Origin of the sequence: Ascidiaceihabitans sp., assembly GCF_039986515.1 — a bacterium.
Taxonomy (GTDB): domain Bacteria; phylum Pseudomonadota; class Alphaproteobacteria; order Rhodobacterales; family Rhodobacteraceae; genus Ascidiaceihabitans.
The window spans coordinates 46,950-62,844 of record NZ_JBDWQO010000012.1; the positions used below are offsets into that span (position 1 = coordinate 46,950).

Here is a 15,895-nt window from a genome sequence, read left to right on the forward strand (position 1 = left end):
GCTTTAATGCGCTTTAAGTGATCTGTAGCTTTTGACACTGCGTAGGCCGCTGAACACCGACACCAGAAAAGACGCGGCAAAAGCGGCAACCACCACAAACAGGCCTGCCTTGGCCCCGAAACCGCCCGCGACCATCCCCCCTGCAAGTGCGCCAAGGGGTCTAACGCCATAAATCGCTGTCTGAATGACCGCATTGACCCGCCCAAGCATCGCAGGTGGTGTCACACTCTGGCGCACAGAGTTTTGGGCGATCAGCCACATAGATGGCCCGAACCCAAGCAACAGAAAACAAGCGTACAGCCAGATATCGGACGTCGCGGGCCCGATCATGGTCAGACCAAGGGCCGCAAGAACTGAACTTCCCGGCCCAAAAAGCAAAATAATAGACGGGGCAATCCGGTCCAGAATGCGCCCCGCCAGCCATGATCCAAAGACCGCGGCCAGCCCCAACGCCGATAACGCAAACCCGAATGCCCCCGGCGCGAACCCGTAGATGTCACGGATCACCGGAACCAATGTGACAAGAAGGGCTGCAAAAGCCAAATTCCAGAAAATTGCACATAGTGAAATCGGCAGCAAAAGCCGATGGCGCAACGCATAACGGCCCCCATCGAATATCTGCGACAAAACTGAACCTTGTTGCTTTGGAATGACATCAAACCGGGGCAAGGTTATCGACAAACCGAACGCGCACAGCGACCCAAAGCACGCGGCGGCAAACATCACCCAAGCAGGCGCTTCGCTGACGACCAGCCCGACGACGAGGGGTACGGCAAAAGAACACAAGGCACGCGGGATTTCGACAGCGGCATTCGCACGCGCAAGGTTCCCTGCCCCAACGGCACGCGGCAATATCGACAATGCCGTCAAACCGAACAGAACCACGCCGAATCCCGCGACAGTTATCGCCACCCCGAACCAGACAACCGATCCGGACAAAATGGCAAATACCGCCCCGGCAAAGCCTGCAAAAGACGTCATTGCAGACAGCGCCGCCAACGTACGAAGATCTTTCTGGTCGATCAGGATCCCAAACGGAATTGATCCCAGCAGATGGGCCATGGATTGGCATGCAACCAAAACTCCGATCATTTGTGATGAAGCCCCGAACGCCAAAGCCGCGATAAGCGGGACAGAAACGTTTGCGATTTGATCAGAAAAATGAGTGCCATAGGCAGCCCCAGATAAGCGATGAAGTGTCGTCACCAAAATTGCTCCTGCAGTTTTTGGTGATGCATAGGCTTGCCAAGATTTCGAAGCGACCCGTTTCCTGCGCAATGGCGCTGACCGATGTATTTGATCTGTTTTGGGGTGTGGTTTTAGTTTTACGTGGTTTTAGGTTTTCCGCTCATGACCCAAGCAACAATCAGAGATTGAACCAACAAAAAAGACAGTATCCCCATAAATAGTGAGGATTTCGTTCACCTGCTGTTAACCACCCTATCGCTATACAAGGTACAGCAACGGACGGAGCTACGGATGACTGACCAAGGATTTACTCCTTCTTCCACTCACCCCCCACTCCCACCCACCTCGGAAGTTGACCAGTTTCATCGTCTCCGTCTGTTGCGATCCCGCCGGGTCGGCATCTCTACATACAAACGCCTGCTGATTGAACACGGCACTGCGCAAAACGCGCTGGCCGCGCTGCCCGAGGTAGCGCGTGCCGCCGGCGTTTCCGGCTATCAACTATGCCCCGAAGGCGTGATCCACGCAGAAATGCGCGCGGCACGCGATTTTGGCGCGGTTCTGGTGGATCATCGGCATCCCGCCTACCCGTCTTCACTGGCCGAATTGGATGACGCGCCCCCCTTTTTGTGGACGCTGGGCGACGTATCCATTTTGCAAAAGCCCATGATTGCAATGGTCGGAGCACGCAATGCGTCGTCGCTTGGCACCCGCATGGCCAAAAAGCTGGCCGCCGACCTGGGCGAAGTCGGATATGTTGTGGTGTCAGGACTTGCCCGCGGCGTTGATGCAGCCGCGCATTTGGCCGCATTGCCGACTGGCACAGTCGCCGTGCAAGCGGGTGGGGTCGATGTGATGTATCCCGCCGAAAACACCGAACTGGCCTTGGGCATCGCCCAACAGGGCTTGCGTGTAAGCGAAATGCCGATGGGACAACAACCGATGGCGCGGCATTTTCCAATGCGCAACAGGATCATTTCGGGACTGGCGCAGGCCACGATCGTGGTGGAAGCCGCCGCAAAATCAGGCAGTTTGATTACGGCTCGTGACGCTTTGGACCAAGGGCGCGACGTGCTGGCGGTGCCGGGGCATCCTTTTGACGCCCGCGCGTCGGGTTGCAACATGCTGATCCGCGATGGGGCCACATTGGTGCGCGGGGCCGATGATGTGCTGGCCGCATTGGCGCCTTTGTGCCAATCGCCCTCACGACAAGCCGAATTGCCCCTTGCCGCCGAAGAAACGCCGCCCAAACAACCCGGCCTGCGGGATACATCCGCCTTGCATATGCAGATTCTGGACCGCCTTGGCCCTGCCCCCATGGCCGAAGACCAATTGATCCGCGACATTGCAGTCCCTGCGTCTCAAATCACGCCGGTTTTGGTGTCGCTTGAACTGGACGGGCAAATCCAACGACGCCAAGGTGGCCTTCTGACCAAAGCGTAGGATCACAGCAATTTCTTGGGGCAAATCGGGGCAAATCCACCTGCGACATCATCAGCATCGCGCGGCTTGGTTGACAATAAAAGCTTGCACCCCACATCTTGCGCAGCCATAGACGCCCTGAAATCTAGCCTAAAAGGTGCCTTAATACATGCCAGTTGTTGTTGTTGAATCGCCAGCTAAAGCCAAGACAATCAACAAGTATTTGGGTGACAACTATACTGTTTTAGCCTCTTACGGGCATGTGCGCGACCTGCCCCCGAAAGACGGATCTGTCGACACAGACAATGAATTCGACATGCTTTGGGAGATCGGCAGCGACAGCAAAAAACACGTCAAAGCAATTGCCGATGCGCTGAAAGACGACAACGAACTGATCCTTGCAACTGACCCTGACCGCGAAGGCGAAGCCATCAGCTGGCACCTGCAAGAGGCGCTGACAAAGCGCAAATCCATCAAGAAGGACACACCTGTCAGCCGCGTGGTGTTCAACGCAATCACCAAGGCCGCTGTCACCGAAGCCATGCAAAATCCGCGCGAAGTGGACATGCCTTTGGTTGAGGCCTATCTGGCCCGTCGTGCACTTGACTATCTTGTGGGGTTCAAGCTGTCGCCCGTTCTGTGGCGCAAACTGCCCGGCAGCCGGTCCGCTGGCCGCGTTCAATCGGTGTGCCTGCGCATCATCACAGAACGCGAAATGGAGATCGAGGCATTCCGTAACCGTGAATACTGGTCGGTCAAAGCGATCTTGTCGTCCCCCACGGGTCAAGAATACGAAGCCCGCCTGACGACGCTTGCCGGTAAAAAGCTGGACAAATACGACATCGAAAACCAGCAACAGGCCGAAATGGCCGAAGCTGCAATCACCAGCCGCGATCTGACCATTCAATCCGTCGAAGCCAAACCCGCGACGCGCAACCCGTCTGCCCCGTTCATGACATCGACATTGCAACAAGAAGCCAGCCGCAAGTTCGGCATGGGCGCGCGCCAATGCATGAGCAGCGCCCAACGTCTGTATGAAGCGGGCCACATCACCTACATGCGGACCGATGGCATCGACATGGCCCCCGAGGCCGTCACGATGGCCCGTGACGCAATCAAGGACCGCTTTGGCGGTGAATACGTGCCTGCCCAGCCGCGCATGTACAAAAACAAAGCCAAGAACGCGCAAGAAGCCCACGAATGTATCCGCCCGACGGATATGACCAATGATGCGGCGTCTTTGAAGATCATGGATGCAGACCAGCGCAAACTATATGACCTGATCTGGAAGCGAACATTGGCATGCCAGATGGAATCGGCCCGTCTGGAACGCACCACAGTCGAAATCGGCAGCGCTGACGGCCAAGTCGGCCTGCGTGCCACAGGCCAGGTTATGCTGTTTGACGGTTTTCTGAAAGTCTATGAGGAAGGCCGTGATGACGTTGTGGTCGATGACGACGACAAACGCCTGCCGCAACTTAACCAGAACGACAAAGCCGATAAAAAGTCGATCACACCGGAACAACACTTTACCCAGCCTCCGCCTCGCTACACCGAAGCGACGCTGGTCAAGCGGATGGAAGAACTGGGCATCGGTCGCCCATCGACCTACGCCAGCGTTGTGACGACGATTCAGGACCGCGATTATGTGCGCAAAGAAAAGAACCGCCTGATCCCCGAGGACAAAGGCCGTTTGGTGATTGCCTTCCTCGAAAACTACTTCCGTCGCTATGTGGGATATGACTTTACCGCGTCGTTGGAAGAAGAACTGGATGACGTCAGCGCGGGCGATCGCAATTACAAAGACGTTTTAGGCTCATTCTGGCGCGATTTTTCTGCGGCCATCGCCGAAACCAGCGAATTGCGCATCACCGAAGTGCTCGAAAAGATCAACGAAGTGCTTGAACCGCATTTGTTTCCTGTCACCGAAGAGGGCGGCGATCCGCGTTTGTGCCCCAACTGTGAAAAAGGCCGCCTCAGCATGCGCACCGCCCGCTCTGGCGGTGCTTTCATTGGCTGTTCCAACTATCCGGAATGCCGATATACCCGCGCCTTCGGCCCTCCCGGCGCTGAAGACACCGGTGGCATCCCGCCTGAAGGCAAACATCTGGGCGACGACGACGGCGACAAGATTTATGCTTTCAAAGGACGCTTCGGGCCTTATGTACAGCGCGGCGAAGTCACGGACGACAATAAGAAACCGCCCCGTCAGTCGATCCCAAAAGATTGGCCGCCTGCCGATGTGGACCTAAGCCAAGCGCTGATGTTGCTGTCACTGCCCCGCGAAATCGGACCGCATCCGGAAGACGGCGTGATGGTTTGGGCCAATATCGGACGTTATGGTCCCTATCTGAAACACGCTGCCAGCACATCGGAACGCGGTGGCACAAACGCCAACTTGGAAGGCATAGACGAAGTCTGGACAGTTGGTATGAACCGCGCCGTCCAGCTTTTGGCCGAAAAAGTAGCATCCCGTGGTGGGCGCGGCGTGGCCGCAAAACCGATCCGCGAAATGGGCGAACACCCCGATCAGGGCGGCAACGTCGCCATCATGAGCGGTAAATACGGGCCTTATGTGAAGTGGGAAAAGATCAACGCCACGATCCCCAAGGAAATCGAACCCGAAGACCTAAGCATGGATCAAGCTGTGCAACTTTTGGATGAAAAGGCTGCCAAAAAAGGCACCGGACGCCGGAAAACAGCGGCGAAAAAGCCAACAAAAGCAGCGGCCGCCAAGAAAACCACAGCCAAAAAGCCAGCTGCCAAGAAAAAGCCCGCCGCCAAAAAGAAGCCAGCCGCGAAAAAGGATTGATCTGATCCTGCCATGGGCGCTTGCACTATAACGCATGCGCCCATGTGCGAAAATCCGCCGTTTTTAGCAGAAAAACGGCCTTTTCCCCTCGTTTCTCAACCAGGTGACACAATTCTGGACATGTAAATTGACAGAATTCGTGTGCAACGGCATACATATATTAGCTGGTTAGAATACCCGGGGAAGTTGTGGCCAGCCCTACCCCCAAAAGAAACATCACGAACTATACGCATCAGCCAATGCGTAATGGAAGCCAAGGAAACAGTATGAGAACGGGCTATGGGTTTGCATCCAAGGCTTTAGAAATCAAAGCGTTTAGCGCTGAGGTTGCTTGCTGTGCCCATCCGTTTTTCTTGCGCGCGTTCCATGGTTTAATGACACGGGGAAAACACCGCTATGCATGACACCATTGAAACCCACTTTACCGAAGATGAGCTGTTTCATAGTTTTGCGGGTGCGCAAGTGGCTATGATCATCACGAATCCCAACCTAGATGATAACCCGATTGTGTATGTAAATCAGGCGTTTACCGCCATGACCGGATACAAGCGCAGCGCAATAATCGGTCAGAACTGTCGTTTTCTGCAGGGTGAAAACACCCGCAAAAGCGACGTGGACCAATTGCGACAATGCATCGAAACAAACACAAGCGTTTCTGTTGATATCCTCAATTACCGCTCAAACGGCGAACCTTTTACGAACCGATTGGTTGTGGCCCCCATCCATGATGCACAGGGACGCGTGCAGTTTTTTATGGGCATCCAGAAAGAACTAAGCCCACAAGACGTGTCGTCCTCAGCCAACGAAACCGACGATCGGCTGGTGGAAATCCAGAACCGCGTTCGGTCCGATCTGTCGATGATCATCAACATGATCCGGCAACAATCCTCCCAAGACAGCTCTGTTCCTGAAGATTTCGCGGCCCTGTCACGCCGTGTTGAGACGTTGCAAGTACTGTATGGTGAAATGAAGCTGGCCGATGCCAATTCCAACCGTGATGGCATTCAGCTTGGAAACTTTTTGTCGCGCCTCATCGTCGCCATCGCCCATGTTCAAGGGCGGCCAGGTGTGCGCATGAACATGCAGCTGGAATCTCTTGTTCTGCCGATTGAAACCGCAGCACGGGTGGGTCTTGTGGTGTCCGAGCTGCTGACCAATGCCTTTCAACACGCATTTGAGCGCCTGGATCAAGGTATGATCGAAGTGCGCATGTCCAGCCTGTCGGGTGGCGGGGTGCGACTGACGATCTCTGATGATGGTGTTGGCATTCCCACCGACATGGCATGGCCAGATCCTGCGAATGTTGGTGGTCGCATCGTAAACGGTCTGATCGAAGGCTTGGAAGGCACCTTGCATTTGGGACGCGGCGCGGCGGGCAGCTTTGTTACGATAGATGTGCCAGCAGGTGGCGACATGTCGGATCAATGCCTGTCCTAATATCTGATGGCTGCCGATTACTTGGCGTTTAGTGCTGCAAAGACGCATCCATCCGTAACCAGTTCCGGTGGCGTCAAACACAAGCCCCGCGCCACCTGAAAGGCTGCAAGCACTTTGGGAACGTAATCGCGGGTTTCCGCAAATGGCGGAACACCACCGTGTTTGCGTACATTGCCTTCGCCCGCATTATATCCCGCAAGCACAAGAATAGGGTCCCGTTCGAATTCCTGCATCAACCAGTTCAGGTATTTTACACCACCCAGAATATTGGCGCCGGGTTGAAAGCTGTCCGTGACCCCGAACCGCGCGGCCGTGTCCGGCATCAATTGCATCAAACCCTGCGCCCCTGCCCCGCTTTCGGCGTCTGGGTCACCCGCTGATTCAACCGTCATGACAGCAAGAACCAAAGCAGGCGACACGTCTGTGTCTATGGTGGATTTCAAAATATCAACGCCGCGCGCCTGCGCGATGGTCTGCATCTGCTGCAACCGTGGACTGGGCACCGTGCCATTTGCAGCCAAAGTGCGCATTGCAACGTCCAGACGCCCCGGGCCGGTTTTTGCGGCATCTGGTGATACTTTGTCCCAGAACCATGCATAAGACCCTGTGGGTACAGAAACCGCACCAGACGGTGTGACCGTCGCCGATGCTGCAGGGGCCTTGGGGGCTTGAGCCGCGGGATCGATTTGAATCGTTATCCGCTTTGCACCCGATTTTGGTGGTTTTACACGTTTTGCAGAGAATTCGGGAAAGGGTTTCGGGGTATCCGCCACGCAAAACGACGCAACACAGGCCAAGGCCAACGCTGAAATGGCAATTTTTGAGTTTTTCATGCCTGCTCGACACCGATTTTTTATATTTCTAGACAAAGTATCTCAGAAAATCGGCCCAAAAACCAGCCAATCGGGACAAGATCATGGCGAAACCGCCACATTTGAAGGTGTTAACGAGCTGTAAATCGATTAATGGAATTTAATTCATTATTTTTCCCATTACTTATCAGCAAGTTACAAGAAAATCACCAAGTCCCTCGGTAGAAAATGCAAAAGCCATATTTGCCGCCAAATTCATGCCCCATTCAAAGTGCAAAACATGTTCATACCAAGTCGGACAGGTTCAAATGAGAGAACGAGCCGCTACGGACGACAAGGTTGAAACTGAAAAAAACACACTGATCCTTTGGAGGGACACTACCATGATGAAATTTATCAAAAACTTCCGTAAAGACGAAAACGGCGCCGTAACAGTTGACTGGGTTGTTTTGACAGCCGCCGTTGTTGGCCTGGCCGTTGCAGCTTACTCTTCCATCGAAGGCGGCGCGTCTGAGCTGACAGCAGACACAGACACATTCTTGGGCAAGCAAGACCCTAACCTGTAAGGTTAGCCCAATTTGAACGAGTGCGAGGCCGCATCCAGGATGCTGGATGCGGCCTTTTGCTTCTCACCACACAAAAGTATTTGAACCGGCGAGGGTCAAAAAATGTTAAAATTTTTTAAATCATTTTTGAAAGACGAGGACGGTGCCATCACCGTTGACTGGCTCGTTTTGACTGCTGTGATTGCCGGTGGCGGCCTGCTCCTGACCGGGTTTTTAATAGACGCTGTTCTGGCTCTTGCCGCTCAGATCGTGGCGTTTCTGGCCGAATGGAAACCTTAAGGCCTCCACACAAAATGCTTTGATTGCGCCACGTTCGTTCGTTGGCGCTTTTTGGCCGTTTGGCCCCCTATCTTTTGGCTGTTAGGCCCCAGTGTTGCACGTGTTTGCGTATCAACTGCGGACACAAGAGACGTCGCACAACCGTCACGGCCCTACCCTATTTCAACCACAATTGCGTGGCATTGATAAAAGGGACAAAAAAAAACCGAGGGCACCAAACGCCCTGACAGTTATATGAGGTGATAAAATGCGTATGGTATTTGGGCTTGTTCTTCTGGTGGGTGTCGCACTCGCAGGTGGGGCTGTTTACATGGCCAAAAACTATATCGGAGCATACCAGAACGAGCTGGCGCGCGAACGCGCAGCCCGTGCAAAGATTGTTCCCACCGTAGACGTGTATGTCGCAGATCGCGCACTCAAATACGGTGAAGAGATCACCACGGAAGATGTCCGGATGGTGGCTTGGCCCGAAAATGCCATCCCCGAAGGCACATTCCTGGACGACGGCACACTGTTTCCAGAAGGCAAAGACGAAAAACGCGTTGTTTTGCGCGCCATGGAAAAAGACGAGGCCGTGATGGCCATCAAAGTTACACTTCCGGGCGAAGAAGCTGGCCTGACGTCAAGGTTGGAACGCGGTATGCGTGCCTTTGCTTTGCGTGTTGACGTGGCATCTGGCGTGTCCGGCTTCTTGCGCCCCGGTGACCGGGTCGACGTCTACTGGACAGGTCAGGTTGTCACCGATGGTGGCCGTGACCGCTCTGAAATCACAAAACTGATCGAACCGGGCATCAAATTGATCGCCATTGACCAAAGCGCCACAGGCGATTTGGAGGGAGCTGTCATTGCACGCACGGTAACTGTCGCCTTGCGCCCCAATCAGGTCGCCGCATTGGCACAGGCCCAATCGACAGGATCGTTGTCCCTGTCTTTGGTCGGCGCTGACGACGACACCGTTGCGGGCGAGATCGAAGTAAACCAACAGTCTTTGTTGGGTTTGGCGACAGAAACCGTCAAGGTCCAAGCCAAAAAGGAAGAAGTCTGCACCATCCGCACCCGCCGTGGCGCAGAGGTTCTGGAAATCCCGATCCCTTGCACAAACTAAGCAATATCAACCGGTTGAAAGGCGCTGCATCCCCGCAGCGCCTTTTGTCTTTTGGGGCTGTTGCCCTTTATCCACATACACAAACACCATCAACCCATTGATTCTTGCAAAAAAAACTGAATTGACGCATGGTGATCCAAACGTGGGCAAAAAGACCCAATATTGAGGCGTGATCACAAAAGGCAGGTCACATGAAAATTGACAGATTTCTAAAAGCAGCCCTTCTGGGGCTGGCTGTAAGTGCATCGCCTGTTGCGATGATGTTCGCCACGGATGCGGCGGCCAACAACTTGCGTGTGGTTAAACAAGGCACCTCGCGGACGCTGGATGTGCCGATGAACCGCGCTGTTGTGGTCGAAAGCGACGTCCCTTTCGCGGAACTGAGCATCGCAAACCCCGGTATCGCGGATATTTCGTCCCTGTCGGATCGTACAATTTATGTTTTGGGCAAAGCGCCTGGCCTGACCACGCTGACCCTTTTGGATGCAGCCGGCAAGCTGATCACCAACGTCGATGTGCGTGTCGCAGCCGATGTATCCGAATTCAAAGAACGCCTGCGTCAAATTCTGCCCGGCGAAAAAATTGAGGTGCGCACAGCAAACGATGGGATCGTTTTGTCTGGCATCGTGTCCAGCTCTGCCCGTTTGCAACGCGCGCTTGATTTGGCCGAACGCTACGCGCCGGACCGCGTTTCCAACCTTATGAGCGTCGGAGGCATTCAACAGGTCATGTTGAAAGTCCGTTTTGCCGAAATGCAGCGCTCTGTGTCAAAGTCCTTGTCGTCTTCCTTGGCTTTGAACGGATCTGTTCTGGGCAATAGCGTGGGCGTCAACGGCGGATCAGGCACATTGAATTCCTCGGGCGGTGTCGGCACCGCGCTGGGTGGCAGTGTTCCATCGGTGAACGAAAACGCAGGCGCATTGCTGTTCGGGTTCAGCGCAGGCAACACGCAAGTGGGTCTGCTGCTTGAGGCCCTGGAAACCAAAGGTGTTGTGCGCACCTTGGCAGAACCAAATCTGGTGGCGTTGTCAGGGCAAGAAGCCAAATTTCTGGCCGGTGGTGAATACCCCGTCCCTGTCAGCCAAGACAACGGCGCCATCACAGTTGAATTCAAACCTTTCGGGATTGAATTGAACTTTATTCCCCGCGTCGTCGACAAAGACTTGATCAATTTGGAACTGGAAGCCGCGGTGTCAGCTATCGACCCCACAAACGGGTTTTCGGTCAACGGCTTTGAAATCGACGCCTTTTCGCGCCGCGAAACCTCGACCACGGTCGAGATGCGCGACGGCGAAAGCTTTGCGATTGCAGGTTTGCTGCAAGACGACTTCACCGACGACAATTCGCAACTGCCATGGCTTGGCGATGTGCCGGTCTTGGGCGCTTTGTTCCGCTCCGCCAGCTACCAACGGCAGCAGACGGAACTGGTAATCATCATCACAGCGCATTTGGTGTCGCCCACACGTGGAGAAGCTTTGTCTTTGCCCACCGACCGGATCAAACCACCCACCGAAAAAGATCTGTTTTTGTACGGCCGCACAGCTGCGGGCACCCGCACCCCCAAGAAAGGGGCCGCTGGCGAGGTTGCCAAACAGGACTTCTCCGGGTCATATGGCTATGTACTGGATTAATATCATGCGAGCCCACATGCGAAACACACGACATATTGTTGGCCAAATCGCCGGAATGTCTGCCCTTTTGGGTACGTTGGCCGCCTGTGGCACCAGCAGTGATCCAGTTTACACGCAGTTCTACCGGGAAGCGGGCGCTTTGACCGACACAGGCGAATTCGGCAACGCCACCTTGAACAACACACTCGTGTTGACAGGCGAACGCCAATACACCTTTGATCTGGCAAATCGGTTTTCCTCTGAGGTTCTCACCACAGTCAATTTTGCGTTTAATTCTGCACAGTTAGACGGTGGTGCCCGCGACACCCTGCGCGAACAGGCCCGTTGGATCAAACAATTCCCCGAAATCCGGTTCCGGGTTTATGGCCACGCAGATGCCGTGGGCAGCAGCAGCTACAACAAACGCTTGGGCCAACAACGCGCAAACGCAGTTGTCCATTACCTGACGACCCAAGGCATCAGCCGCAAACGTCTTGAAGCGGTTGCATCCTTTGGGGAAACCCAACCTTTGATCGTGACCCAGGGCCGCGAACGCCGCAACCGCCGCACCGTGACTGAAGTCACCGGATTTGTGCGCGGTCACCAGAATGTTCTGGACGGCAAATACGCACAGATCGTGTACCGCGACTATATCAACAGTGCCGTGCCACCGTCCCAATTGGATGGCATTCAGGGTTCTGACTTGCGTACAGAAGAATAACAGTAAGGGGGATTTCCCCCTTACCGTATCAAAAGACCCAACAATAGAAGTTTTTTGGCCCCAATCTCGCCCCACTTCACAGCGATAGTTGATCCAATAGGACACGTGTGTCTGGCTAAAATGGCTGGGCATGGGCTTCCGCGAATGGGTTAAGAAGAGGTTAAAGCCTTAGATAAGACTCATCCGCCAAGCCCCTGAGAAAAGGACGATTTGGCAATGAGCAGTGTGATGCCACAACCCGAGACCGCGCCCATCGTGGCCTGCACCATCAGTCGTGATGTGCAGAACTTTGATCTGTTGATTGAAGACATGGAAACCGCCATGGGAGAATCCTGGGGTGACCTTGGTTTCGCAGAGGCTTTGGCCTTCTTCGGGCAACCTGAAGCAAGTGCAATGGAATTTGTGGCCCTTGCCATGGACGACATCGACGAAGACAACCTTGTTTTGATGGGCGAAATTATCGTTCAAGCCAAGAAACGCGACATCAAAGTCATTTTGATCGCTGAGGATATGACACCTGCGTCGCTGCATTCGTTGCTGCGTAAGGGTGCTGATGAATTTGTCCCCTACCCGTTGCCGGAAGGGGAATTGCAACAGGCGATTGATCGCGTGCGCACAGCGGATGTGCCGGTTGTATCTGAACCAACGGGTCCGCAGTTGAAAAGCGGTGCCAACAAACAAGGTGCCGTCATCGTATGTCACGGCTTGGCAGGTGGAACTGGCGCAACAACTTTGGCCGTTAACCTCGGGTGGGAATTGGCAAATGTTGCATCCGACAATGCGCCAAGTGTGTGCCTTTTGGACTTCGATTTGCAGTTCGGCGCCATATCCACGTTCCTGGATTTGGCCCGCCGCGATGTTGTCTACGAAATGCTGTCAGACACAGACAGCATGGATTCCGACATGTTCAGCCAGGCATTGTTGACCTTTGAAGACAAGCTTCAGGTGCTGACAGCCCCCGGTGACATGCTGCCTTTGGATCTTATCAGCCCCGAGGACATCCAACGCGTGTTGGACATGGCCCGCAACCATTTTGATTTTGTCGTGATCGACATGCCATCCACTCTGGTGCATTGGTCCGAAACAGTTCTGACCGCCGCCCATGTCTATTTCGCGACACTTGAGCTGGACATGCGGTCTGCGCAAAACACGATGCGTTTCAAGCGTGCGCTGCAGTCCGAAGAATTACCCGTTGAAAAGCTGCGCTATGTCATGAACCGTGCGCCAAAATTCACGGATCTAAGCGGCAAAAGCCGCATCAAACGCATGGCCGAAAGCCTGGACATTTCCATAGACGTGCAGCTGCCGGACGGTGGCAAGCCCATCACACAAGGCGCCGACCACGGTCTGCCCTTGGCGACATCTGCACCTAAAAACCCCTTGCGCCGCGAAATTGCCAAACTGGCCGCATCGCTTCATGAAATTAAAGACGATCAAGCCAACGCTGCCTGATCGAACCTAAGGGTAAAGCAATGTTTTCCAAATACAAAAAGCCATCCAAGGCCGCACCCACCGCCGCTGCCACACCACAGGCTGCGGCCCCTGAACCTCAGGCAAAAGTCACCGAACTGCCAACGGCAGCGGCCCCTGCATCGGTATCGCGCAAAGCGTCCAACAAAGCGGCGGCAGCCCCGGTCCCCATGGACAAGGAACGCAAACGCAAGGAACGCATGGGCGAGCTGAAGCTGGAACTGCACCGCGCTTTGCTGGACAACTTGAACCTTGCAGCTTTGGAAAACGCCACGGAAAGCGATCTGCGGTCGGAAATTCAGGCCATTGCCAGCGAATTTCTGCAAGACAACAACATTGTGCTGAACCGCGAAGACCGTCAGACGCTGAACCAGGAACTTTATGATGAGGTTACGGGCCTTGGCCCCTTGGAAACCTTGCTGCAAGACGAATCCGTCAACGATATTCTGGTCAACGGCCCACAACAGATCTTTGTGGAACGCTCTGGCAAACTGGAATTGACCGATGTCACGTTTAAAGACGAAAAGCATCTGCTTCGAATCATTGATAAAATCGTGTCTGCTGTGGGTCGTCGCGTCGATGAATCCAACCCCTATGTGGATGCGCGGCTGAAAGACGGGTCACGTTTCAACGCGATGGTCCCCCCTGTCGCCGTAGACGGCAGCCTGGTTTCCATCCGGAAGTTCAAAAAAGACAAGCTGGGCATCGACGATTTAGTTAATTTCGGCGCATTCACAGAAGAAATGGCTGCATATTTGCAAGCCGCAGTCGCCACACGTCTGAATGTCATCGTCTCCGGCGGTACGGGTTCGGGTAAAACAACGACCCTGAACGCATTGTCGTCGTTCATCGACAACGCCGAACGCATCCTAACCATCGAAGACACCGCCGAACTTCAGCTTCAACAGACCCACGTGGGACGGATGGAAAGCCGCCCCCCCAACGTGGAAGGCAAAGGCGAAGTATCTCCGCGTGACTGTCTGAAAAACGCCCTTCGGATGCGACCTGACCGGATCATCGTCGGTGAAACGCGTGGCGAAGAAGTGATCGACATGTTGCAGGCGATGAACACCGGCCACGACGGCTCGATGACCACCATTCACGCCAACTCTGCCCGTGATGGCGTCAGCCGTTTGGAGAACATGATCGCAATGGCGGGCATTGAGATGCCTTTGAAAGCCGTTCGGTCCCAGATCTCTAGCGCTGTGAACCTGATTGTGCAGGCATCGCGTTTGCAAGACGGCTCTCGCCGCATGACATCCATCACCGAAATCACCGGGATGGAAGGCGATGTGATCTCGATGCAGGAAATCTTTCGCTACCAGCGCGTGGGCCTGACCCCTGACAATAAAATCATCGGTCACTTCACTGCGACTGGCGTGCGCAGCCACTATGCGGAACGCTTCCGCATGTGGGGCTACGATCTGCCCTCCGCCATCTACGAACCCATCGCAGCCGAGTAAACGATATGTGTCCCACCATCCCAGTTAATATTGAGGAAATGAAACTATGAGCGCGGAACCCATTATTTACGGTCTCATCTTCATCGGCGTATTGGTGTTGGTCGAGGGGCTTTATCTGGTCGCTTTTGGCAAATCGATCAGCCTGAACAGCCGTGTGAACCGCCGTCTTGAAATGCTGAACAAAGGCGGAAAGCGCGAAGAAGTGCTGGACCAGCTGCGCAAGGAAATGCGCCAGCACATGAGCGCGAAATCTATTCCCTTGTATTCGCTTCTGGCGGACAAGGCCCAAAAAGGTGCCATCGCCTTTACACCACAGCAATTGATGATGGTGATGGGCGGTTTGGCCTTTGTCGCGTTCATTGGATTGTCGATTGGGACCGAAACCGAGGTTCCTTTGCGTCTGCTGTTGTCTGTCGGCATCGGTATCGGGGCGGTATATTTCTGGATCAGCTCAAAGGCCAGCAAACGGTTGGCGATGATCGAAGAACAGCTGCCCGACGCTGTGGAACTGATGGTGCGGTCGTTGAAAGTGGGACACCCGTTTTCCTCTGCCATCCAGATCGTGTCCAAGGAAGTCCAAGATCCGTTGGCATCCGAATTTGGCGTCATCGCGGATGAAGCTGCCTATGGTCGCGATATGGGCGAAGCCCTTAAAGACATGGCAGAACGTCTGGACATGCAAGACATGCGCTTTTTGGCCGTGGCCGTGACAATCCAATCCCAATCCGGTGGTAACCTCGCCGAAATTCTGGCTGGCCTTGCATCGGTGATCCGCGCCCGCTTCCGCCTGTTCCGCCGTGTGAAAGCGATCACTGCGGAAGCAAAATGGTCAGGCAAGTTCCTGTCTGCCTTCCCGATTGTGGCCTTGATCGTCATCAACATTGCCGATCCGCATTACTACGACGAAGTGCGCGAACATGCGTATTTCATCCCCGCTTGTATCGCGGTGGGCCTGTTTCTGGCCGTCAACCTTGTGGTGATGCGTGTCCTCACCAACATCAAAGTATAAT

At 54.5% G+C, this 15,895-nt stretch carries 13 protein-coding genes; 11 read left to right on the forward strand and 2 right to left on the reverse strand.

The window, feature by feature from the left end; all coding sequences use genetic code 11:
- Nucleotides 1–3 precede the first annotated feature (3 nt).
- Entirely contained in the window at nucleotides 4–1,206 is a 1,203-nt protein-coding gene (locus tag ABJL60_RS11275) for an MFS transporter (protein WP_348375450.1), read from the reverse strand.
- 273 nt (nucleotides 1,207–1,479) lie between these two features.
- Between ABJL60_RS11275 and dprA the strand changes: the two genes are divergently transcribed.
- The 3 genes from dprA to ABJL60_RS11290 all read left to right on the forward strand — a co-directional run bounded on the left by dprA (nucleotide 1,480) and on the right by ABJL60_RS11290 (nucleotide 6,859).
- The gene (gene dprA / locus ABJL60_RS11280) at nucleotides 1,480–2,631 is read left to right on the forward strand and encodes a DNA-processing protein DprA (protein ID WP_348289452.1); all 1,152 of its coding nucleotides are present in this window, start codon (nucleotides 1,480–1,482) and stop codon (nucleotides 2,629–2,631) included.
- Nucleotides 2,632–2,779: 148 nt separating this feature from the next.
- Nucleotides 2,780–5,422, forward strand: a complete 2,643-nt coding sequence (gene topA / locus ABJL60_RS11285) for a type I DNA topoisomerase (protein ID WP_348375452.1) — start codon at nucleotides 2,780–2,782, stop codon at nucleotides 5,420–5,422.
- 396 nt (nucleotides 5,423–5,818) lie between these two features.
- Nucleotides 5,819–6,859, forward strand: coding sequence for a PAS domain-containing protein (locus tag ABJL60_RS11290; protein ID WP_348375454.1), 1,041 nt, complete (start codon nucleotides 5,819–5,821; stop codon nucleotides 6,857–6,859).
- 17 nt (nucleotides 6,860–6,876) lie between these two features.
- Here ABJL60_RS11290 and ABJL60_RS11295 read toward each other — a convergent pair whose 3' ends face one another.
- On the reverse strand, nucleotides 6,877–7,692 hold the full coding sequence (locus tag ABJL60_RS11295) for a lytic transglycosylase domain-containing protein (RefSeq protein WP_348375456.1): 816 nt from the start codon (nucleotides 7,690–7,692) through the stop codon (nucleotides 6,877–6,879).
- A gap of 362 nt (nucleotides 7,693–8,054) precedes the next feature.
- Between ABJL60_RS11295 and ABJL60_RS11300 the strand changes: the two genes are divergently transcribed.
- From ABJL60_RS11300 to ABJL60_RS11335, 8 genes are all read left to right on the forward strand, one after another.
- On the forward strand, nucleotides 8,055–8,237 hold the full coding sequence (locus tag ABJL60_RS11300) for a hypothetical protein (RefSeq protein ID WP_108827745.1): 183 nt from the start codon (nucleotides 8,055–8,057) through the stop codon (nucleotides 8,235–8,237).
- Nucleotides 8,238–8,339: 102 nt separating this feature from the next.
- On the forward strand, nucleotides 8,340–8,516 hold the full coding sequence (locus tag ABJL60_RS11305; RefSeq protein WP_348289460.1) for a hypothetical protein: 177 nt from the start codon (nucleotides 8,340–8,342) through the stop codon (nucleotides 8,514–8,516).
- Nucleotides 8,517–8,763: 247 nt separating this feature from the next.
- Complete coding sequence (gene cpaB / locus ABJL60_RS11310; RefSeq protein WP_348289462.1) at nucleotides 8,764–9,621, forward strand: Flp pilus assembly protein CpaB; 858 nt, start codon at nucleotides 8,764–8,766, stop codon at nucleotides 9,619–9,621.
- Nucleotides 9,622–9,812: 191 nt separating this feature from the next.
- Nucleotides 9,813–11,252 (forward strand): type II and III secretion system protein family protein, encoded by a 1,440-nt coding sequence (locus ABJL60_RS11315; RefSeq protein WP_348289464.1) that lies wholly within the window; start codon nucleotides 9,813–9,815, stop codon nucleotides 11,250–11,252.
- Nucleotides 11,239–11,952 (forward strand): OmpA family protein, encoded by a 714-nt coding sequence (locus tag ABJL60_RS11320; RefSeq protein WP_348289466.1) that lies wholly within the window; start codon nucleotides 11,239–11,241, stop codon nucleotides 11,950–11,952. Before ABJL60_RS11315 ends, ABJL60_RS11320 begins: the two co-directional genes overlap by 14 nt.
- A gap of 216 nt (nucleotides 11,953–12,168) precedes the next feature.
- Nucleotides 12,169–13,404, forward strand: a complete 1,236-nt coding sequence (locus ABJL60_RS11325) for an AAA family ATPase (RefSeq protein WP_348375458.1) — start codon at nucleotides 12,169–12,171, stop codon at nucleotides 13,402–13,404.
- Nucleotides 13,405–13,424: 20 nt separating this feature from the next.
- The gene (locus ABJL60_RS11330) at nucleotides 13,425–14,885 is read left to right on the forward strand and encodes a CpaF family protein (RefSeq protein WP_348375460.1); all 1,461 of its coding nucleotides are present in this window, start codon (nucleotides 13,425–13,427) and stop codon (nucleotides 14,883–14,885) included.
- Nucleotides 14,886–14,931: 46 nt separating this feature from the next.
- Complete coding sequence (locus tag ABJL60_RS11335) at nucleotides 14,932–15,894, forward strand: type II secretion system F family protein (RefSeq protein ID WP_348289470.1); 963 nt, start codon at nucleotides 14,932–14,934, stop codon at nucleotides 15,892–15,894.
- The last annotated feature ends 1 nt before the right edge of the window (nucleotide 15,895 follow it).

Bases quoted from the DNA above. Each gene is read 5' to 3' on its own strand.
- topA (WP_348375452.1), top strand. From the start codon at position 2,780: ATGCCAGTTGTTGTTGTTGAATCGCCAGCTAAAGCCAAGACAATCAAC.
- dprA (WP_348289452.1), top strand. From the start codon at position 1,480: ATGACTGACCAAGGATTTACTCCTTCTTCCACTCACCCCCCACTCCCA.
- ABJL60_RS11325 (WP_348375458.1), top strand. From the start codon at position 12,169: ATGAGCAGTGTGATGCCACAACCCGAGACCGCGCCCATCGTGGCCTGC.
- cpaB (WP_348289462.1), top strand. From the start codon at position 8,764: ATGCGTATGGTATTTGGGCTTGTTCTTCTGGTGGGTGTCGCACTCGCA.
- ABJL60_RS11290 (WP_348375454.1), top strand. From the start codon at position 5,819: ATGCATGACACCATTGAAACCCACTTTACCGAAGATGAGCTGTTTCAT.
- ABJL60_RS11295 (WP_348375456.1), bottom strand. From the start codon at position 7,692: ATGAAAAACTCAAAAATTGCCATTTCAGCGTTGGCCTTGGCCTGTGTT.
- ABJL60_RS11330 (WP_348375460.1), top strand. From the start codon at position 13,425: ATGTTTTCCAAATACAAAAAGCCATCCAAGGCCGCACCCACCGCCGCT.
- ABJL60_RS11320 (WP_348289466.1), top strand. From the start codon at position 11,239: ATGTACTGGATTAATATCATGCGAGCCCACATGCGAAACACACGACAT.
- ABJL60_RS11300 (WP_108827745.1), top strand. From the start codon at position 8,055: ATGATGAAATTTATCAAAAACTTCCGTAAAGACGAAAACGGCGCCGTA.
- ABJL60_RS11335 (WP_348289470.1), top strand. From the start codon at position 14,932: ATGAGCGCGGAACCCATTATTTACGGTCTCATCTTCATCGGCGTATTG.
- ABJL60_RS11315 (WP_348289464.1), top strand. From the start codon at position 9,813: ATGAAAATTGACAGATTTCTAAAAGCAGCCCTTCTGGGGCTGGCTGTA.
- ABJL60_RS11305 (WP_348289460.1), top strand. From the start codon at position 8,340: ATGTTAAAATTTTTTAAATCATTTTTGAAAGACGAGGACGGTGCCATC.